Source organism: Nocardia takedensis NBRC 100417 (assembly GCF_000308695.1).
GTDB classification, from domain to species: domain Bacteria; phylum Actinomycetota; class Actinomycetes; order Mycobacteriales; family Mycobacteriaceae; genus Nocardia; species Nocardia takedensis.
In genome coordinates this window covers 1-19,257 of record NZ_BAGG01000104.1, presented here as the reverse complement: position 1 = coordinate 19,257, position 19,257 = coordinate 1, and the positions used below count along the sequence as shown (strand labels likewise).

Below are 19,257 nucleotides of genomic sequence, written 5' to 3'. Positions count from 1 at the left end.
GAATACGATTCGGCGCGCGTCCATCTGACGAGTCTGACGCTGGATCAGGTCCGCGAGGTCGGTGATCGGCTGCTGGCGATGGATCACGACCAGCGTGCGGCGCTGGGCCCGATGCATCCGGGGCGGGTCGACGTGATCGGCGGCGGCGCGGTGATCACCGAGGTCCTCGCCTACGAATTGTCCCGGCGCGCGGACATCTCCGCGCTGGTGGTCAGCGAGCACGACATCCTCGACGGGATCGCGCTGTCCATCGCCTGAGCGGGGCGTTCAATCCGCGTCGGGCGTGCGCTCGATCATCGTCATGACGGCGGCGCGCAGGTCGTCGCGCGGCGCGTCGCCGTAGAGTTCGGTGAGCGCGATCTCGGCGACCATCGCGACCAGTAGGTGTGCGACCGCGAGCGGGTCGGACCACCCCATCTCCAGTAGGTCGGGGGCGATGACGCCGGCGAAGCGGCGGTTGCGCTCGTGCACCTCGTCCAAGAGGTCGGTGTCGGTTCTTGACTGGGCCAGAAAGGCTTTGGTGCCGCGGGTGGCCAGGCACGCGTCGAGGTAGGCCAGGACGCCGACCCGCACGCGTCGCGCGCCGGGGGTGAGTCCGGCGATGCGGGCGCCGACGAGTTCGGAGAGCGCGTCGTGGTACTGCCGGTGCAGGGCGATGACGTAGCTGCGCCGGTCCGGGAAGTGGTGGTAGAAACTGCCTTTCGCCATGCCCGCGGCCTCGACCACGGCGTTGATCGACAACCCGCGCAGCCCCCTGTCCGCCGCGACGAGGGCTCCTGCGTTCATGAGGGCGGTGCGGCCGGGTTCGGCGGGTCTTGGCATGGGTCGATCTTCCCCGATCCTCTTGCGTCGTGGCATTCCGAGGGTAGTCTATGACCGACCGGTCGGTCATAACCGTGGAACGGGGACCGGTCGTTGGAGAATCCCGCTAGGAGAGTCATGCCGCGCTGGCCGAAGCGTATCGCCGGAATCCTTGCCGCCCTTACCGTCTCGGTGACGGCCGCCGCACACGCCGTCGCCGAGGAGCCGCAGCCGCCGCCGTCCTACAGCTACTTCGGCGGTGTCGCCGCCCAACTGGCCGGCCCCGACGCCGCCCCGCCGGGCGCCGACGACTGGGCCTGCCGCCCGAGTCCGGAACACCCCGAACCCGTGGTGCTGCTGCACGGACTCAGCAATCGGACCGTCACCTGGAACACGCTCGCCCCGGTGCTCAACGCCGCCGGATACTGCGTATTCAGCACCACCTACGGCACCGGACCGCTCGGCCCGATCGGGGCGGTCACCCCGGTCGAGGAGAGCGCCGCCCAGATCGGCGCGTTCGTCGACCGGGTGTTGGCCGCCACCGGCGCGCCGCGGGTTGACCTGGTCGGGCACTCGATGGGCGGCGCGGTGCCCTTCTACTACCTCAACCACCTCGGCGGCATTCCGAAGGTCGACGACTACATCGCGATGGCGGCCCCGTTGCACGGCACGACCCTGAGCGGGATCCAATCGATGTTCGCCGGACTGCTGGAACTGCCGGGCGTCGCGGAAGCGGTCACCGACCGCTGCGGCCCCTGCCAGGTCTCCTACGGGTCGCCGTTCCTGCGCACGCTCAACCCCGATCCCGCCATCGCGCCGCAGATCCGGTTCACCACGATCGTGAGCCGCTACGACCAGATCGCCACCCCGTACACCACCGGCATGCTCACCGGTCCCAACGTGCGCAACATCGTCCTGCAGGACCTCTGCGCCACCGACTACACCGAGCATTACGAACTCACCGCCGACCCGGTCGCCGTGCGCGAAGTGCTGAACGCGCTCGATCCGGCGCACGCCCTGCCCGCCGCGTGCGCGGTGGTGCTGCCCTTCGTCGGCCCGGTCGGGTAGCGCGTCGGCGGGTTGGTTGCCGCCGCGCAGTGACCTATGTCACTGTCGGGGGATGGCGCACGACGCGGTCGCCGACCCGCCCGCACCCGGACGGACCCTGTTCGGTCACCCGATCGGACTGGCCAACCTGTTCGGGGTGGAACTGTGGGAGCGCTTCAGCTTCTACGGGATGGTCTCCATCCTCGGCTACTACCTCTACTACTCGGTGACCGACGGCGGACTCGGCCTCGACCAGGACACCGCCGTCGGCATCGTCGGCGCCTACGGCGGCCTGGTCTACCTGTCCACCGTGCTCGGGGGCTGGATTGCCGACCGCCTGCTCGGCATGGAGCGCACCGTCTTCTACGGCGGCGTCGTCGTGATGGCGGGCCACATCGCGCTGGCCGCCCTGCCGGGACTGGCGGGCGTCGGCGTCGGCCTGGTGCTGGTCGCGCTGGGCAGCGGCGCGCTCAAAGCCAACGCCTCCTCGCTGCTGGGCACCCTCTACCCGAAGGACGACGCCCGCATCGACGGCGGCTTCACCCTGTTCTACCTCGGCATCAACATCGGCGCGTTCACCGGGCCGCTACTGACCGGGCTGCTCCAGACCCACCTCGGCTTCCACTGGGGCTTCGGCGCCGCCGCGGTCGGCATGGCGCTCGGACTCACCCAGTACGTGGTGTTCCGCCGCAATCTCGGCACCCACGGCCGCGAAGTCCCCAACCCGCTGCCGCGCCGCTCCGCCGGGCCGATCGTGGGGGTGCTCGCCGCCCTCGCGGCCGTGATCGTCCTGGCGTGGGCGACCGGACTGGTCACCCTGGACAACCTGCCCGACGTCACCACCGGCGTCATCGCCGCGACCGCGCTGCTGTACTTCACGATCATGCTCACCAGCGCGAAGGTCGAGCCCCTCGAACGCGGCAGGGTGCGCGCCTTCATCCCACTGTTCCTCGCCAACGCCGTCTTCTGGTCGCTGTTCCAGCAGATCTTCACCGTGCTCACCGTCTACTCCGACGAACGGATCGACTGGAACATCTTCGGCTGGACCGCGCCGTCGAACTGGATCAGCTCCGTCGAACCGGTGTGGATCATCGCGCTCTCACCGCTGTTCGCGCTGCTGTGGACGCGCCTGGGCAACCGGGCGCCCGGGACGCCGCGCAAATTCGCGCTCGGCGTCCTCGGCATGGGCGCGGCGTTCCTGCTGTTCGTGCCACTGGCCGGATTCGAGGGACGCACCGTTCCCGTGCTCGCGGTTGTCGCGATCATGGCGCTGTTCGCCGTCTCCGAACTGCTGCTCTCACCCATCGGACTCGCCGTCACCACCCAACTCGCGCCCGTCGCCTTCCGCGCGCAGATGATGGCCCTGTACTTCTTCTCCGTCGGCATCGGCACCTCCATGGCGGGCGCGCTGGCCCGCTTCTACTCCCCGGACCACGAAGTCGCCTACTTCGGCGTCACCGGCCTCGTGGCGATCGCCGTCGGCGCGATTGTTGCCGGGCTCGCTCCCTGGGTAAGCCGGTACATGGCCGGCGTCCACTAGTCGCACCGGCCCTCGGCAGGCAGAAGGAGTCAGCGTGGCGATCACCAGCCCATTCGGCGGCGGCGGGCTGTTCCGCACCAAATCGGTGGAACAGTCGATCCGAGACACCGACGAACCCGATTCCCGGCTCCGCAAGGACCTGACCTCCTGGGATCTGACCATCTTCGGCGTCGCGGTCGTCGTCGGCGCTGGCATCTTCACCCTCACCGCCCGCACCGCGGGCAATGTCGCGGGCCCCTCGGTCTCGCTGGCCTTCGTCTTCGCGGCGATCGCCTGCGGCCTCACCGCGCTGTGCTACGCCGAATTCGCCTCCACCGTGCCCGTCGCAGGCAGCGCCTACACCTACTCCTACGCGACCTTCGGCGAACTGGCCGCCTGGATCATCGGCTGGGACCTCATCCTCGAATTCGCCCTCGCCGCCTCCGTGGTCGCCAAGGGCTGGTCACAGTACCTCGGCGACGTCATGGGGCGCGGCGCGGCGGTCGTCGACCTGGGCGGTGTCACCTTCGACTGGGGCGCGGTGCTGCTCATCGCCGTCCTCGGCGTGCTGCTGGCCCTGGGCACCAAACTGTCCTCGCGCGTCTCCGCCGTCGCCGTCGCCATCAAACTCGGCGTCATCGCCGTCGTGCTGGTGGTCGGACTGTGGTTCTTCGACTCCGACAACCTGAGCCCCTACATCCCGCCCTCGCAGCCCGAGGCCGCCGACGAGGGCATCCACCAGTCCCTGTTCTCCTGGCTGACCGGCGCGGGCAACAGCACTTTCGGCTGGTACGGCCTGCTCGCCGCCGCCAGCCTGGTGTTCTTCGCGTTCATCGGCTTCGACGTCGTCGCCACCGCCGCCGAGGAGACCCGCGACCCGCAGCGCAGCGTCCCGCGCGGCATCATCGGCTCGCTGCTCATCGTCACCGTGCTCTACGTCGCGGTCTCGCTCGTGCTCACCGGCATGGTCTCCTACACCGAACTGTCCGGCGAGAACGCCACCCTCGCCACCGCCTTCGCCATCCACGGCGTGGACTGGGCCGAGAAGATCATCTCCCTCGGCGCGCTCGCCGGACTCACCACCGTCGTGATGGTGCTCTACCTCGGCCAGACCCGCGTGCTGTTCGCCATGTCCCGCGACGGACTGCTGCCGCGCAGCCTGTCCCGCACCGGGCCCAAGGGCACTCCCGTGCGCCTGACCGTCCTGGTCGGCGTCGTCTGCGCGATCCTCGCCGGATTCGTCGACTTCGGCACGCTCGAGGAAATGGTCAACATCGGCACCCTGTTCGCGTTCGTCCTCGTCTCCGTCGGCGTGATCGTCCTGCGTCGCACGCGCCCCGACCTGCCCCGCGGGTTCCGCGTTCCGCTGGTGCCCGTCGTCCCGATCCTCGGCGTGCTGGCCTGCCTGTGGCTGATGCTCAACCTGTCGGTCGAGACCTGGCTGCGGTTCCTGGTGTGGATGCTCCTCGGCTTCGTGGTCTATTTCGCCTACAGTCGCCGACATTCGGTCCTCGGACGGCGCTCGGCCGACTCCGCCTAGCGCCCGGCGCGATGGTCACGGCGGTCCCCTCCGCCGCCGCGGCCACCGCACGGAGTCGCGGTTGCTAGATAGTAACCGATCCTCTCTCATCCTCTCGCCGGGACGCCCGCCCACAGCCGCCCTCGGGTACTCCCGTACCCGAATTACGTGACACGTCGCACTTCGCCGCCGCCGCCCCGCCCCTCGGACCCCGTTGTCCGCGTTGACCTCCGACAATCCCCCGCGAACCCGCCGATTGACCCCAGCCGCCGTTTCGACCCGCCGGAGGCCATCGGGATTCCGGTACAGCCGTACGGGTCGGTAGGCTGACCGGCACGCCCCTATAGCCCAATTGGCAGAGGCAGCGGACTTAAAATCCGCCAAGTGTCGGTTCGAGTCCGACTGGGGGCACCTCGGAACCGCAGGTGAGCCGGTATTCGGGCCCGAATCTCCCCCTCGCGTCCCGGTTCGTTCTCGGGCGCGTGGGCCCTGTGCGATCGATGTCCATCCCCTATGGCAGAACGGCCGGTAGGGGCTGCGTGGGCCTGCGTTCGATGTCGTGGCGGCTTACGGTCCGGCCGACCGCGGCGGGTCGGCTCGGCGGACCGGCGATACTCCGCGGTATCCGTACCGGTCGGAATTCCGAGGGCGGAAGGGATACCGCTCGACTGCCTGTCGGCGTGGAATGTCCGGTTTGCCAGTGGCGGAGGACAGCCGGTCCCGCGCGGATGTTCGAGCGTTCGGCGGGCCGGTCCGCTCACCATCCCTCGCACGCGGCGGGGTGTGGTGGGGCGCGGACGTCGGTTAGGTTGGCAGGGGAGGTTTCGCCCGCGGTGGAACCGATCCGGGTGGCCCCGCGTCCAATTCGATGACGGGGGAATGCGGCGACAGCAGGGAGGGTCATGCGGATCGCGAAGACGGTGGGCGTGGCGGTGGTGGCCTCGGTGGTCGCCGTCGGTGCGGTCGGATGTGAGTCGACCACCGAGGGGGCGGCGGGGCCGGAAGGGAGCGTCGATCCGTCGGCCGCCGCGGCGACGCTGTGGGATCCGTGCACCCAGATCGATGACGCGACGTTGCAGTCGGTCGGAGTGCTCCCGTCGACGAAGCGATCGGGAGTCGCCGGTATCGAAGAACCGGGGTGGAAGGTGTGTTCCTGGCGGGATGCCTCAACCAGATGGCAGTACACGCTGGGGGTGTGGTCCACCGTCAACACCGTCGATTCCTTCCGGCAGAAGCCGGAGAACGTCGGATTCACACCGGTCGAGGTGAGTGGGCGCCCGGGCTTTCAATTCTTGCGATCGACGGACAAGCGAAATGAGGACTGCCACCTTGTCTTTCCCGCGGTACAGGGCGCGTTGAGTCTCACAGTCTTCAACTCGGCTGACGGCACGACACCGCCGTGCGACAGGTTGACGGCCGCCGCCGCGAATCTCGTCCCGACGCTGCCGAGCTGATCGAAAGAGGTCATACGGTGAATGAAGATGTCAGCCGGTGGCAGTATCTCGCCGGCGAAGCCGCCGCAGGACGACTGCGACTGGATTCGTCGGTCGCCAATGACTGCTACGCGGCGGTCAATCAGCAGATAACCCTGTATTCGGATTGCCGCGACCTGCTGAAGCAGATGCAGTACGTGTCCGGCATGGGGCGGTTCGAATGCGCCGACAAACTGGCGGACATGTTCGGTCAGAAGGCGGTCGGTGGGGAGGGGGATGTGGATTCGGCGTTGGCGGAGCACATCGAGGTGCTGCAACTGATGGCCGACACGATCAAGGTGTCGGTGAAGACGATCGAGGAGCAGGACCAGGTGACCGGGCAGGCGCTCGGTGATGTTCCGTTGCCGCCATAACGGTGGCCGGTTGGGGCCTGCCTCAGTGAGCGCGGAGTTCGATCTGCCGGAGCGGGAGTGGCGTGGAGCGGGAGGAGTCCGGCGCGAGAGCGGGGATGCGCTCGAGCACGCCGCCCGCGAAGACGTCGTAGAGCGGCAGGCTTTCCAGGTGCACGTACCCGATGTGGCAGTCGCAGACGGCGAGCGGGCAGGGGCGGGGGGTGAGTGCGGACCGGTAGGAGTCGTCGTAGAGGTTGCCGAGGGGGGTGGGGACGAAATGGCAGCGTCGGACGGTGCCTTCGCCGTCTACGGAGAGGACGGAGGAGCCGGTGCGGCAGGGGAGGCCGCCGGAGCGGTGCGGGTGGCGGCTGTAGGGGAACAAGGGGTCGACGGTGGTCCAGTCGTCGGCTTCGGCGTCGGTGTAGGTGTGGCCTTCGGCGGCGTTGACCCACAGGTAGATGTGGTCGGGGAGGTCGGCGCGCAGGCGCAGGGCGTGGTCGTGGTGCTCGGGGAGGCCGACGATTCCGACGCTGTAGCGTACGCCGAGTTCGGCCAGGCGCGCCGTTTTGGCGAGGAACCGGTCGTAGGGGGTCTGGTCGGGGTGGTAGGTGCACCAGAGGGCGACGGTGTCGAGGTCGGCGTCGGCGAGCCAGTCGGTGCGGCAGCTGAGGTTGGTCTGGATGGCGACGCGCGTGATGTGCGGTCGGTGGGACAGGTCGACGAGGGCGCGCCGGTACCAGGAGCGCACCAGACCTTCACCCCACGGGGTGAACAGGATTTGGAGTCGGTCTTCGGTGCGGGTGTGCGCCCAGGTGGTGAAGCGGTCGAGTGCGGCCCGGTCGGCACGCAGTTGGTCGGGTGAGTCGCGGCGTTTGGCGAAGGGGCAGTACGCGCAGTCGTAGTCGCAGGAGGACAGGGGGCCGCGGTAGAGGACGGTGAGATCCACGACGGGTCACCGGTGTTCGTAGGCGGCCATGGCGGCGCGGACGGCGGGGGAGAAGAATTCCGGTCCGATGGCGTCGGAGTAGGCGAGTCCTTCGGCGGTCAGGCGCAGGCGCGCGGAGTCGCCGTCGGCGAGCCAACCGCGTGCGGTGAGCAGGTCGAGTTCGGCGGCGAAGCCGTCGTGCGGGGTGCGGCCGAAGCGGGCCGTGTAGTCGGCGACGGTGAATCCTTCGGCCTGGAGCAGGGATTGGAGCAGGTAGCGCCGTTCGGCTTCGTCGCCGTCGATGCGTCGCCCGTTGAGCGCGCGGGTGAAATCGGTGGTGGCCGTGTAGGCGTCGATGATGCCGCGGACTTCACGCGCGGCGACGGCGTAGTCGAAGGAGTAGTGGGTGCTCGAGGTGTAGGACCTGGCCCCGCAGCCGAGTCCGATCATGCCGTCGGTCTGGCAGGCGTAGTCGTCGGCGCCCTGCGGCGGGGCGTCGAGGCGGCGGAACATGCGCATGGAGACCTGCGTGTAGCCGTGGGCGAGCAGGTGGTCGCGGCCGCGCGCGTACAGGTCGAGGCGGTGGGAGTCCCAGTCGCGTTCGGAGGCGGCGGGGTCGGCGTTGCGGTCGAGTCCGGTCAGTGGACGCATGTAGAGCGGGTAGAGGCAGATCTCCTCGGGCCGCCAGGTGAGCGCGGCGTCGAGGGAGTACCGCCAACTGGCCGGGGTCTGTCCGTCGATGCCGTAGATGAGGTCGATGTTGAGGTTCGGGATCGCGGCGTCGCGGATGCGCCCGAGGGCGGCGTCGACGTCGGCGCGGCGCTGCGGGCGCACGGCGGCGCGGGCTTCGCTGTCGACGAAGCTCTGGACGCCGAGGCTGAGTCGGGTGACGCCGCGGGCGGCAAGGACGGCGAGTCGGTCGGCGGTGGCGGTGGCGGGCGAGGCTTCCACCGACAGCGGGATGGCGCGCAGGTCCGCGCCCATGACGTCCTCGGCGATATCGCACAGGCGGGTGAGTTCGTCGGCTTCGAGGAACGTGGGGGTGCCGCCACCGAAGGCGGCGGTGGCGAAGTGGGGCGGTTCGGCGTCGCCGAGTGCGGCGCGCATCGTCTCGGCCTGCCTGGTCAGCGCGTCGAGGTAGCGCGTGGTGAGGCCGTCGGGTGCGCCGACGCGGGTGAACAGGTTGCAGAAGCCGCAGCGTACTTCGCAGAACGGGATGTGCAGGTACAGCGACAGCGCCCGCCGCGATTCGCCCGCCCACAGGTCGGTCAGCGCAGGCCGGGGTTCCAGCGGACGGTAGGCGGTCTTGTGCGGGTAGGCGTAGACGTAGTTCTGGTACGGCCGGGGGAGGGTGAGGGTGCTGGTCATGCGGGCGGCTCCAGGAAGAAGTGGCCGTACGGGACCGTCCACACCGTTTCGTGGCCGAGTCGGTGGCCGGTGTAGCCGTCGTCGCCGTAGGCGGTGCCGTGATCGGAGCAGACGATGGCCAGGCAGCGTCGCCGCGACCGGACGGCATCGAACAGTCGGCCGAGGTGCCGGTCGACGTATTCCAGTGCGGCGGCGTGGGTGACGCGGCTGTCGCCGGCGTCGCGGGTGGCGCCGGGCAAGTGGAACCAGTTGGGCTGGTGCAGGGCGGAGACGTTGACGAACAGGAACAGGCGGCGTTCGGCGGGCAGTGCCGCCACGACCTGTTCGGCCCGCGCGACCTGGGCTTCGAAAGACGTGGGTGAGGCCACCGAGAACTCGGATTCCCAGTGGCTCTCGCGGAACAGGCCGGGCAGCACGCTGCCCAGCGCCCCTTGCTTGTTGAAGAAGCCGACGCCGCCGACGCAGACCGTGTGGTAGTCGCGCGCGGCGAGTGCGGAGACCAGGTCGGGTTCGTCGAAGACGAAGGTGCGCTCGGCGGTGGTCTCGCTGCCCGCGAAGCGGGCGGCGAACAGTCGGGGGTGCGGTCCGGGCGCGGCGGGTGTCGGCAGGAAGCCGGCGAAGATGGCGTGGTGCGCGGCGTAGGTGAAATTGCCCGGGGCGTGGCGCTTCTCCCACACCCCGCCGGGTAGGTGCGCGGCGAGGGTGGGCAGCCTGCCCGCCTCGAGCAGTTCCACGGCGACGTCGTAGCGCAGCGTGTCGAGGGTGAGCAGCAGCAAGTCGTCGACGCCCACGACCGCGTTCATGTCGAGCGCGGTCACAGCGGGTGGCCGCCGTGCGCGCCGACCAGTTCGCGCGAACAGTGTTCGCGCGCGGCCTGATACCGACTGGCCGCCGCGATGACCTGCGCGGTGTAGGTGTCGAGTCCGGCGGCGGGGCCTTCGGGCAGTCCGATCAGGCGCGGCAGCAGGTCGCCGAACGCGTTGACCTCGCCCACCGCGAACCGCCGCCACCCCACGGCGGGCAGCAGGTCGACGCCCACGCACAGCGTGGCCGGGAAGCACGCGGCGGCCCGTTCGCAGATCGACAGCGCAGTCTCCCAGCCGACGCCCGCCGCGCGGCGGAAATCGGCCAGATCGCCGCGCGCGCCGCCGAGATGCAGGTTGGTCAGCGGCCCTTTGCCCGTTCTGACCACGGCGTGGGTGGCCCGTCCGCCGATCACCACCACCCGCAGGTCGGCCGAGCGACCGCCTTGCGACACCTTGGGCACCCAGCGTTCGACGTGCAGTCCGTCCGGCGCGAGTCGGTCCACGATCGCGGCGATCTCGCGTTCGGAGGTGTAGCGCCGTACGCGCAGCGAGTTGTGCAGGTGACCGCTCGGGGTGATCTCGACCGAGGTGGTCGCCCGCACCCGCCCGTCGCCGCGGGTCTCGACCGCGAGGACGCCGGACGCCGAGGACCCGTGCGCGAGTTTCACGAAGACGCGCGGCATCCCGGCCGCGCGCATCCGGTCGCGGATCTCACCCCAGTCGCGGACCGGCGTCCGCTCGCCCGAGGTGAGCGCGGCCGGTACCGGGACGCCCGCCCCGGCCAGGCGGGCGTGACACCGCCGTTTGTCGAACAGCACCGCGAGTTCGTCCGGGTCGTCGAGTCGGAAGCCGCCACGCAGGCCGCGCACGGCGGCGGTGAACCGCGCGTACCACCGGGCCGAGCCCTCGACCCTGGTGGGTTCGTCGGATTCGCGCAGCAGCCTGTCCACTTCGGCGTTCTCGCCGGGTGAATCCAGTCGCACGATCTCGTCGTCGGCGAAGTCGGGGACGCCGCGGCGCAGGATCTCGCGCCATTCGACGACGCGCAGTCGGGTGGCACCGGCGGCGCGCGCGGCGTCGGCGAACATCCCGACGCGCCGGTTCTCGCCGTTGCCGACGATCACCCAGCGCGGCGGTCCCGGTGGTGGTGCTGTCTCGAACACGGCTCACTCACCGACGGAGACGAACCGCCACACGGTGTCGTCGTCGCTGTCCTCTTCGGCGTCGTCGGCGTCGAGATCCAGTCGGACCCCGGCGGGTTCGAGCGTTTCCCGCAACCGGGCGCGCATCGCTTCGGACAGGTAGTTGTAGTGCATGTCGAGGGCCTCGAGATGGGTCAGCGGCTGACCGGACAGCAGCGCCGCCGCCCCGTCGTCGGTGAGCACGCCCATGGACACGTCCAGACTGGTCAGCCCGGCCACCACCGGCGCGGCGGCCAGGGCCGCGCAGACCTCGTCCTGGTTCTCGCTGTTGCGCAGCGCGAGATGGCGCAGGGCGGGCAGTCGTTCACCGGACAGGATCGGGGCCAGGTCGGCCACTTCGCTGTCGCCGCCGTATTCGGAGGTGCCCAGCCACAGGTCCAGGTGGGTCAGGGCGGGCAGGTCGCTGGCCGCGATGCCGCGCACGACCTCGGCCGACAGGCCGCCGGTCTCCACGACCAGGGTCTGCAACTTCTTGTGGGTCAGCGGCGGGAACTCCAGCCCCTGCCCGCCGCGCACCCCGAACGCCTCGAGGTCGGGGTAGGCCTCGAGCAGCGGGGCGACCGATCCCTGGTTGATCCAGGAGATCTCGCATTCCTCCATCACGATGTCGCCGAAGAACAGGGCGCGCAGCGCGGGCAGCCGGTCCTTGGCGGCGACCAGGGCTTCGACCACCTCCTCGGGGGCGGTGTCGTAGGCCTCCTCCCACGTCCCCACGATCAGCGCCCGCACCTCGGCGGTGTCGACGGCGTAGAGGAACCGGGTGAAGCATTCGCCCCAGTTCTCCTCGGGGTCATAGGAATCCACGCGCAGCCGCCAGGCGACCGCACCCGCCGCGGGCAGCTCGACCGGTGCGTGGTTCTTCTTCTTTTTCTTCTTCTCGTCGGTGTCGGCATCGGGAAAGGTGAACGCGGGCAGCCCGCCGAACTCCGTCAGATGGTCGCCGATGGTCATGTGCTGTGCCAGCCCCTTCCGGCCGTGATCGTCACGCGACTTTCTAACAGGTCCGGCCGACATCCGCCGAGTCGGGCGGTTGTCGGTGCCCGCCGTTACCGTGTGGGCGACGGTGCCGGAAGCGGGCCGTGACGGGAGGAAATCATGTATCGCCAAGGCGATGTCCTGATCGTGCCGGTGGCCGAGGCCGCCGTGCCCGCGACGGTGGCGCACGCGCCCTCGGTGGCGCGCGATCCGCGCGGTCGGCTCGTGCTGGCCCTGGGCGAGGTCACCGGGCACGCGCACGCCGTGCAGGGGCCGGGCCGGTTGATCCGGGAGGCGGGCGCCACCGGGCCGATGCTGCTGCACCTGCCCGAGGGCGGGCGGGTGGTGCACGAGGAGCACGCGGCGATCACCCTGCCGAAGGGGTGGTTCCGCGTCGTGCGGCAACGCGAGTACGTGCCCGGGTCGGTGCGGATCGTCGCGGACTGAGCGGACGAGGAGGGAATCAGCTGTGAGCGAGTATCAGACCGAACGCGATCGCTGGCGCGCGGTGTCGACGGCCACCGGGCCCGGCGATCGGGCGGCGGCGGAAGCGGGTGTGCGGGCGGCGTATCGGTCCGCGGGCCTGGCCGCGCCGGACCGGATCGTGTGGGTCGCTTCCCCTCTGGAGGCGGTGCGGGTGCTGCGCGCGGAATCGGGTGCGGGCGCGAGTGTGCGCGACGCGCTGCGCACCGCGCCGATGGCGGCCGAACGCGCCCGGTTGCACGCCGATCTGGGTCCCGCGGGGTTCGCCGAGCACTGGCGCGGCACCGGCGCGGACCTGTGGGAACTGACGACCACGGTCATCGACCGCGTCCGCGCGGGTGTGATCGAACAGTCGGCGACCGAGCGCGCGGAGCGCACGGCGGTGCGTCTGTTGCTGCTGGAGGCCGTTCTCGGACAGCACGACGCCGCGTGGCTGGCGGCCTTCGGCGGCGACCCCGGTGACGTCCTGCGCGATCTGGCGGCGGTGGCGGAGCAGGCCGGTTGGTGGTGGCCTTACGAGAAGTTGGTGGTCTTGTCGGAGCGCCCCACCGAACTGCATCGCGACGAGGCGGGCAGACTCGATCGGGGCGACGGCCCCGCGCTGGCCTATGCCGACGGGTTCGCCCTGTTCGCGTGGCGCGGGATGCCGGTGCCCGCCGAATTCCTCGACGGTCTGCGCACGCTGACGGCCGAGCGCATCCGCACCGAGGAGAACGCCGAACTGCGGCGAGTGATGCTCGAGTACTACGGCTATGACCGCTACCTCGACGAATCCGGCGCCAAGCCGATCCATCGCGACGAGACCGGCGTGCTGTGGCGCATCGAACTCCTCGGCGACGAGGACGTGACGATGGTCGAGGTGATCAACTCCACGCCCGAACCCGACGGCACCAGTCGCACCTACTGGCTGCGGGTTCCACCGGACACCACGACGGCGCGCGCCGGGGTGGCGTGGACGTTCGGTCTGACCGCCGAGGAGTACGAACCGCTACGCCAGACCTGATGCGCATCGGACCTGATGCGCGGGCCTGAACCCCGCGCAGGGGCGGAATCCGCTCAGCCGAGGATGCCGCCGAGAATGCCCCCGCCGCTCTGCCCGGCCTGCTGTCCGCCGCCGGTTCCGGCGATCAGACCGCCGGAGGGCAGTTCGGAGGGCTGCACGATGACGAAGCCGCGCCCGGCGAAGGACAGGGTGACGCCTTCGCCGGTGGTGCGGCCCATGAGTCGGCCGAGGCCGAAGGAGTCGTTGCGTTTGATGCCGGTCTGCAGACTCGAGGACCATGCGACGGCGGCTTGCGGGTCGGCGTAGGTGGGCTGGTCGACCTGGAGCACCACGGGGGTGCCGTGGGTGGTGATGGCGATGCGTCCGCGTCCGGTGAACACGCAGTTGAAGAGTCCGGCGTTGCTGGCGTATCCGGCGGCGCCCTGCACCCTTGCGATGTCGTAGCGCAGGGTGGGGTCGAAGGCGAGCACGTTGGAGCCGTTGATGGTGAGTCCGTCGCTGCCGTCGAGGTCGATGGTGTGCACGTCGGCGGCGTGGTTGGCCAGGAACAGGTCCCCGCGGCCGGAGACTTTCATCAGCGGGACTCCTTCGCCGGTGAGCCGCTGTTGGATGGCGCGGCCGATGCCGCCGGAGCCGAGCGCCTGGAAGTGCAGGTCGCCCTGGTAGGCGACCATCGATCCGGCGCGGGCCATGGTCTCCCCGTTGACCGCGACCTTGATCATCTTGCCGCCCTGCTTCTGGATGCCGACGCCGTTCGCCTCGGCGAAGCTGGGGTTGAACAGGTCGCTCTGCATCGACGGTGCTCCTTGCTGGGGCGCCGGCCCGGGGGGCGGCTGGTACGCGGGTGGCGAGGGATAGGCGGGCGGCGGCGGTCGGTACGCGGGCGGGGGTGGCGGCGGTGCCGCGTAAGCCGGCGGGGCGGGCGGCGGCGGTGGTTCGGCGTCGATGTCCACCCCGAAGGCGGTGGCGATGCCCGCGAGTCCGTTGTCGTATCCCTGGCCGACGGCGCGCACCTTCCACGCGCCGCCGCGCCGGTAGATCTCGACGCACACGACCGCGGTCTCGGTGGTCAGGCCGGTGATCGGGAAGGTCAGTGTGCCGGAGGGGGATCCGATGGTGGTCAGCAGCGAGCCGACGCCGGCGAAGGTGCGCGGCCCGGCGCCGTCGAGGCTCGCGGTGACCGCGACCCGGTCGATGGCGGCGGGCAGCGCGTCGGTGCGCACTTCGACGACGTCGCCCGCGCCCTGTCCGTGCCGGTAGGTGACGCCGGGGCCCGCGGGTTGGTTGAAGAAGACGAAATCGGCGTCGGAGCGCACTTTTCCGTCGGCGGCGAGCAGCAGAGCGGAGACGTCGACGCCCGCCGAACTGGTGACGGTGACCGTCAGTCGGGTGTCGGGGGCTGGGCGGTTCTCCCCGCGCGCGAGGGTGGTCATCGTCCACCACCCGCGCGCGTGCCGGGGACGCCGCGCGCGGGTCGTTCGTCGCGCGCGGCGGGTCGCAATGACGTACCGCTCATGGTCCCGAGTGTGTCCCGGAATCCGGTCGCGCGCCACCGCTGTCGGGCATCGCGTCCGATTCTGTCCGGTCGGTTCCCGAGAACCGTCCGAAATGTGCGGTTCCGCCCCCTGAGCTGTGCGGGAAGGGCGGAACCGATCCGCGTCAGACGGGGGTGATGGGCAGGCGGAGCGCCGCGGGCGCGGCGACCGGGACCACCGGGTTCTTCGGGGCGATCGGCGCGATCCGGCGGTAGGCGGACCCGAGGGCGGGCCGCGGATCCTGTTCGCCCTTGTTGGGCCAGAACGACATCGCCCGCTCGGATTGGGCGGTGATGGTCAGCGACGGGTTGACGCCGAGGTTGGCCGAGATGGTCGACCCGTCCACGATGTGCAGTCCTTCGTAGCCGTAGAGCCGCTGGTACGGGTCGACGACACCGGTCGCGGGGGAGTCGCCGATGGGGCAGCCGCCGATGAAGTGTCCGGTGATCGGGATGTTGACCATCTCGGTCCAACTGCCCTGGCCGACACCGTCGATCTTGGCCGCGACCCGTCGGGTGACGTCGTTGCCCGCGGGAATCCACGCGGGCGGGGCCACGCCGGCACCGTGGCGGGTGGTCATCTTGCGCCCGAGGACGCCCCGCTTGTTGTAGGTGACGATGGAGTTGTCGACGTTCTGCATGACCAGCAGCCCGATCATCCGCTCCGACCAGCGCCGCGGGTTGTGGATGAAGAGCAGGTCGCGGCGCTGGCGCCACAGTTCGCGCAGGCCGAGCACCCAGCGGCGCTTGCCTTCCGCGCCGTCGACCAGCACGGTCGTCAGCAGGCTCAGCGCGTTGCTGCCCTTGCCGTAGCGGACCGGTTCGACGTGGGTGTGCGCGTCGGGGTGGATCGAGGAGGTGATCGCGACGCCCTTGGTGAAATCGTGGCCGTCGCCGCGCGCCTTGGCGGCGAGCACGGCCTCGGAGTTGGTGCGCGAGAGTTCGCCGAGGCGGTCGGAGATGTTCGGCAGGTGGCCGTCGTCCTTGAGGTTGTGCAGCAACTGCTGGGTGCCCAGGGCAGCGGCGGAGAAGACGACCTGGTCGGCGGTGAACGTGGTGCGCTTCTTGCGGATCCAGCGGCCGGTGCGCACGGTGTCGACGGCGTAGCCGCCCTCGGGCCGCGGTCGCACGGTGACCGCGGTGGTCAGCGGGTGCACGGTGGCCCCGGCCTTCTCCGCGAGGTAGAGGTAGTTCTTGACCAGGGTGTTCTTGGCTCCGTGGCGGCATCCGGTCATGCATTCGCCGCAGTGCGTGCAGGTCGCGCGCTCGGGGCCCGCGCCGCCGAAGTACGGGTCGGACACCGTGTCGCCGGGCCGGTTGTTCTTGTCGGCGAACAGCACGCCGACGGGGGTGCGCCGGTAGGTGTCGGCGATGCCCATCTCCTCGGCGACCTCTTGCAGGATGCGGTCGGCGGGGGTGGTGGCCGGGTTGGTGGTGACGCCGAGCATCCGGGTGGCCTGGTCGTAGTGTGCGGCCAGTTCGTCGCGCCAGTCGGTGATGTGGGCCCACTGCTTGTCCCGGTAGAAGGTCTCCGGGGGTTCGTAGAGGGTGTTGGCGTAGACCAGCGAGCCGCCGCCGACCCCGGACCCGCTCATGATGAAGGTGTCGTTGAGCAGGGTCATCCGCTGGATGCCGAAGCAGCCGAATTTCGGGGCCCACAGGTATTCGCGCAGGTGCCAGGAGTTCTTCGCGAACTCGTCGTCGGCGAACCGGCGACCGGTCTCCAGCACCCCGACCCGATAACCCTTCTCGGTCAGGCGCAGCGCCGTGACGCTGCCGCCGAACCCGGAACCGATCACCAGCACGTCGTAGTGGTGGGACTGTCCGCTCATCAACCATCCTTCGCCGAAGTGTTCTGGGTCTCAGTTTCTCGCAGATCGGGGGGCGTCGGGAGAGATACCCGGACAACGGATCGGTATTTTCGGCCAAACTGCGGGGTGTCCACCCGCTCCGACCGGGTAGAAATGCGGATGCCGTCCGCCGTGCGCGCTGCCAGCATGGAGGGATGGGGAGCGTTCTGATGACGGGTGATCTGCACGGCAACACCGGGCACGCGCTGGCGACCGTGCGCACGGCCGCCCGCGAGGGATGCGACCGGATCTTCGTGCTCGGCGATTTCGGGGCTTGGGAGCACATCGCCGACGGACGGCACTATTTCGACGTGGTGGACCGGGTCGCGCGCAGGCATCGGGTGCAGGTCTATTTCCTGGACGGCAACCACGACAAGTCCTCACTGCTGCACCGGATGTACGGGGCCGAACCCGACGACGACGGCTTCCTGGTGTGTCGCAAGTCGATCCGCTACGCCCCACGCGGCCTGCGCTGGACCTGGGAGGGGACGCGCTTCGCCGCGTTCGGCGGCGCGTATTCGGTGGACAAGGCGTGGCGGCTGGCCCAGGAGGCGATCGAGGAGCGCAAGGCCGCGCGGCGCAGGCGTTTCGGCTCCGCGCGCCACCCGGTGACCGCGGAGACGCTGTGGTTCCCGGAGGAGGAGATGACCGACGAGGAATGCGACGCGCTGCTGGTCGACGACACCGCCGTCGATGTGCTGCTGACCCACGACAAGCCGCGCGACGCCGCGCCCGAGTGGAATCGCAAGGATCTGCCGGAGTGTCTGCCGAATCAGGATCGCGTCCAGCGGATCGTGCGCACCTTGCGGCCGCGTCTGGTGCTGCACGGGCACCTGCACTACCGCTACACCGACACCCTGGTCCTGGACGACGGCCACCGAGTCACGGTCGAGGGCCTGGGGGCCGACCCGGACGCCTCGCACCTGCCCGGATACGACAGCGCGGACTCCTGGTACGTCCTGGCGTTGCCGTTCGCCGAGTCCGCGGAGCAGGTGTCGAAGGCGGGGTGAGGGTCAGAAGGCGCGGCAGCCGTCGCGGGCGAGGTTCTTGGTGTTGTTGAACCGGTCGATCGAGGCGTTGAGGGTCTCGATGTCGGGTCGCCGCTCGAGGGTGTCGGCCAAGGCGTTGGTGTCGTCGCGGTAGGCGTGCAGTTTCTGGGCGATATCGGGTTGCACCTCGCCGTTGACCGCGCGGTCGACGGCGCGGGCGCTGTCGCGCAGAGTGCCGACGGCGGCGCCCGCCTTGGCGTCGGTATCGGGTGCGCTGGTGTTGTTGGCCGCGATGTAGGCGTTGAAGACGCTGACCGAGGCTTCGTTCGCGGTGGCGAAGGAGGCGCAGGCGGCCACGGTCGCACTGCGCGTGGCGGCGGCGCGGGAGGTGGACGCGGCGATCGAGGAGGCCGTCATATCGGATTGGTAGGCGGCCAGATCGGTCTGATTGACCTCGGCGGTGCCGGTGACCTGGTTGGAACACGCGCCGACGAACAGCAGGCCGGTGACGACGGCCGTGGCTGCCGTTGCCACGCCCGCTCGTTCCAGTCGTCGCATATCGGTATTGCCTCTCTTCCGCTGCGTCCGGTTCGCGACGCCGATGGGAACCGGACCACACGACCGTACTTGCTCTACCCGGTCGCGGGCGGGTCGCCGTGCCCCAATCGATACCAACCGATCATCGGGGCGTGGGCGAGCGGGGTTTCAGGGGCGCGCGATATCGATGACCAGGCGAGTCGGATCGGTGAGCGCGCGTACCGAGAAGGCGGGCCCATCGGCCTGGATCCCGACGAACGACTGGGTCGTGCCCTCGAAGACGAGCGTCCGGTAGACCCCCGCGATGGCGGGTGCGGACGGGTCGGTGGCGGGGTCGGGGCCTTCGTACGGGGTGACCCCGCTGTCGAAGGGGTAGGCCGATCCGGTGATCTGCACTTCCAGGATGGAGCGGCCCGCGACGTCGAGGACTCGGCCGCTGCCGTCCTGGACGGCGGCGTCGGTGTACTGGACGATCCAGCCCGGGGTTCCGGTGCCGCCGAGGTCGTAGACGACGCGGTCGAAGCCGGGTTGCGCGCCGATCCTGATGTCGGTGACGGTCAGTCCGGCGCCGCGCGAAGCGTCCGCGCGTTTGGGGCCCGCGTCGGTGGGGACGTCGGCGGGCGCTTCGGCGAAGGTTCCGGTGGCACTGGTCGTGGTGCTCGCGGAGGTCGATACGGCGGCGATGTCCGCGTCGCCGCCCTGTCCCGCGTCGCAGCCCGCGACGAGTGCGGCGGTCACGGCGAGCACCATCGCGATTCTGTTACGCATGTGGCCGATGTTACTGAGCGAATGCCGGCGATCGACGAAATTCGGCTCGACACGGCGCTGTCGGCGGCGCGCCCGCCCCGAAGGCGGTGTCGGAGGTGGGGATAGC

The 19,257-nt window shown here is 70.1% G+C and carries 19 protein-coding genes and 1 tRNA gene; 10 read left to right on the top strand and 10 right to left on the bottom strand.

The genetic code is table 11. The features are described from left to right. A partial coding sequence (locus ON30_RS22480) for a Ppx/GppA phosphatase family protein (protein WP_040709889.1) occupies window positions 1-258 on the top strand: 258 nt, incomplete at its 5' end. Between the two features lie 9 nt (window positions 259-267). Here the strand turns inward: ON30_RS22480 and ON30_RS22475 are convergent. Further along, entirely contained in the window at window positions 268-822 is a 555-nt protein-coding gene (locus ON30_RS22475; RefSeq protein WP_040709888.1) for a TetR/AcrR family transcriptional regulator, read from the bottom strand. 117 nt (window positions 823-939) lie between these two features. Here ON30_RS22475 and ON30_RS22470 point away from each other — a divergent pair, with 117 nt between their 5' ends. The 6 genes from ON30_RS22470 to ON30_RS22445 all read left to right on the top strand — a co-directional run bounded on the left by ON30_RS22470 (window position 940) and on the right by ON30_RS22445 (window position 6,732). Next, on the top strand, window positions 940-1,869 hold the full coding sequence (locus ON30_RS22470; RefSeq protein ID WP_051029782.1) for an alpha/beta fold hydrolase: 930 nt from the start codon (window positions 940-942) through the stop codon (window positions 1,867-1,869). 52 nt (window positions 1,870-1,921) lie between these two features. Beyond that, complete coding sequence (locus ON30_RS22465) at window positions 1,922-3,388, top strand: peptide MFS transporter (protein WP_040709887.1); 1,467 nt, start codon at window positions 1,922-1,924, stop codon at window positions 3,386-3,388. Between the two features lie 34 nt (window positions 3,389-3,422). Continuing rightward, complete coding sequence (locus ON30_RS22460) at window positions 3,423-4,907, top strand: amino acid permease (RefSeq protein WP_040709885.1); 1,485 nt, start codon at window positions 3,423-3,425, stop codon at window positions 4,905-4,907. A 316-nt stretch (window positions 4,908-5,223) separates the two neighbouring features. Then, a tRNA-Leu gene (locus ON30_RS22455) sits at window positions 5,224-5,297 on the top strand. A gap of 491 nt (window positions 5,298-5,788) precedes the next feature. Then, the gene (locus ON30_RS36290) at window positions 5,789-6,340 is read left to right on the top strand and encodes a DUF3558 domain-containing protein (RefSeq protein WP_051029780.1); all 552 of its coding nucleotides are present in this window, start codon (window positions 5,789-5,791) and stop codon (window positions 6,338-6,340) included. 17 nt (window positions 6,341-6,357) lie between these two features. Further along, complete coding sequence (locus tag ON30_RS22445; protein ID WP_040709884.1) at window positions 6,358-6,732, top strand: hypothetical protein; 375 nt, start codon at window positions 6,358-6,360, stop codon at window positions 6,730-6,732. A 22-nt stretch (window positions 6,733-6,754) separates the two neighbouring features. Here the strand turns inward: ON30_RS22445 and ON30_RS22440 are convergent, their stop codons facing one another. From ON30_RS22440 to ON30_RS22420, 5 genes are read right to left on the bottom strand one after another with little or no spacing between them, the layout of a single operon-like run. After that, window positions 6,755-7,657: an STM4011 family radical SAM protein gene (locus ON30_RS22440; protein WP_040709883.1), complete on the bottom strand. Its 903-nt coding sequence runs from the start codon at window positions 7,655-7,657 to the stop codon at window positions 6,755-6,757. A gap of 6 nt (window positions 7,658-7,663) precedes the next feature. Next, a complete protein-coding gene (locus ON30_RS22435) occupies window positions 7,664-9,004 on the bottom strand; it encodes an STM4012 family radical SAM protein (RefSeq protein WP_040709882.1) in 1,341 nt (446 codons plus the stop codon). Next, the gene (locus ON30_RS22430) at window positions 9,001-9,807 is read right to left on the bottom strand and encodes an STM4013/SEN3800 family hydrolase (protein WP_040709892.1); all 807 of its coding nucleotides are present in this window, start codon (window positions 9,805-9,807) and stop codon (window positions 9,001-9,003) included. The genes ON30_RS22435 and ON30_RS22430 overlap by 4 nt, the downstream gene beginning before the upstream one ends. Before the next feature lie 11 nt (window positions 9,808-9,818). After that, window positions 9,819-10,973 (bottom strand): STM4014 family protein, encoded by a 1,155-nt coding sequence (locus tag ON30_RS22425; protein WP_051029778.1) that lies wholly within the window; start codon window positions 10,971-10,973, stop codon window positions 9,819-9,821. Between the two features lie 3 nt (window positions 10,974-10,976). Continuing rightward, window positions 10,977-11,963 carry an STM4015 family protein gene (locus ON30_RS22420; RefSeq protein ID WP_040709880.1) on the bottom strand — a complete coding sequence of 329 codons (987 nt, stop codon included), beginning with the start codon at window positions 11,961-11,963 and terminating at the stop codon, window positions 10,977-10,979. 144 nt (window positions 11,964-12,107) lie between these two features. On the opposite strand from ON30_RS22420, the gene ON30_RS22415 reads away from it, so the two are divergent. Further along, window positions 12,108-12,434 (top strand): DUF8820 family protein, encoded by a 327-nt coding sequence (locus ON30_RS22415; RefSeq protein WP_040709878.1) that lies wholly within the window; start codon window positions 12,108-12,110, stop codon window positions 12,432-12,434. Between the two features lie 22 nt (window positions 12,435-12,456). Next, complete coding sequence (locus ON30_RS22410) at window positions 12,457-13,473, top strand: DUF6745 domain-containing protein (protein WP_040709876.1); 1,017 nt, start codon at window positions 12,457-12,459, stop codon at window positions 13,471-13,473. 53 nt (window positions 13,474-13,526) lie between these two features. On the opposite strand, the gene ON30_RS22405 is transcribed toward ON30_RS22410, so the two are convergent. Next, entirely contained in the window at window positions 13,527-14,906 is a 1,380-nt protein-coding gene (locus tag ON30_RS22405) for an AIM24 family protein (RefSeq protein WP_040709875.1), read from the bottom strand. Between the two features lie 226 nt (window positions 14,907-15,132). Beyond that, window positions 15,133-16,839, bottom strand: coding sequence for a GMC family oxidoreductase N-terminal domain-containing protein (locus ON30_RS22400; protein ID WP_040709874.1), 1,707 nt, complete (start codon window positions 16,837-16,839; stop codon window positions 15,133-15,135). A gap of 173 nt (window positions 16,840-17,012) precedes the next feature. Here ON30_RS22400 and ON30_RS22395 point away from each other — a divergent pair, with 173 nt between their 5' ends. Next, on the top strand, window positions 17,013-17,867 hold the full coding sequence (locus ON30_RS22395; RefSeq protein ID WP_083911601.1) for a metallophosphoesterase family protein: 855 nt from the start codon (window positions 17,013-17,015) through the stop codon (window positions 17,865-17,867). Between the two features lie 3 nt (window positions 17,868-17,870). Here ON30_RS22395 and ON30_RS22390 read toward each other — a convergent pair whose 3' ends face one another. Together ON30_RS22390 and ON30_RS22385 are read right to left on the bottom strand one after the other, a co-directional pair. After that, the gene (locus ON30_RS22390) at window positions 17,871-18,380 is read right to left on the bottom strand and encodes an Rv2240c family protein (protein WP_245554165.1); all 510 of its coding nucleotides are present in this window, start codon (window positions 18,378-18,380) and stop codon (window positions 17,871-17,873) included. Between the two features lie 171 nt (window positions 18,381-18,551). Next, window positions 18,552-19,151, bottom strand: a complete 600-nt coding sequence (locus ON30_RS22385; protein ID WP_040709871.1) for an AMIN-like domain-containing (lipo)protein — start codon at window positions 19,149-19,151, stop codon at window positions 18,552-18,554. Window positions 19,152-19,257: the final 106 nt, after the last annotated feature.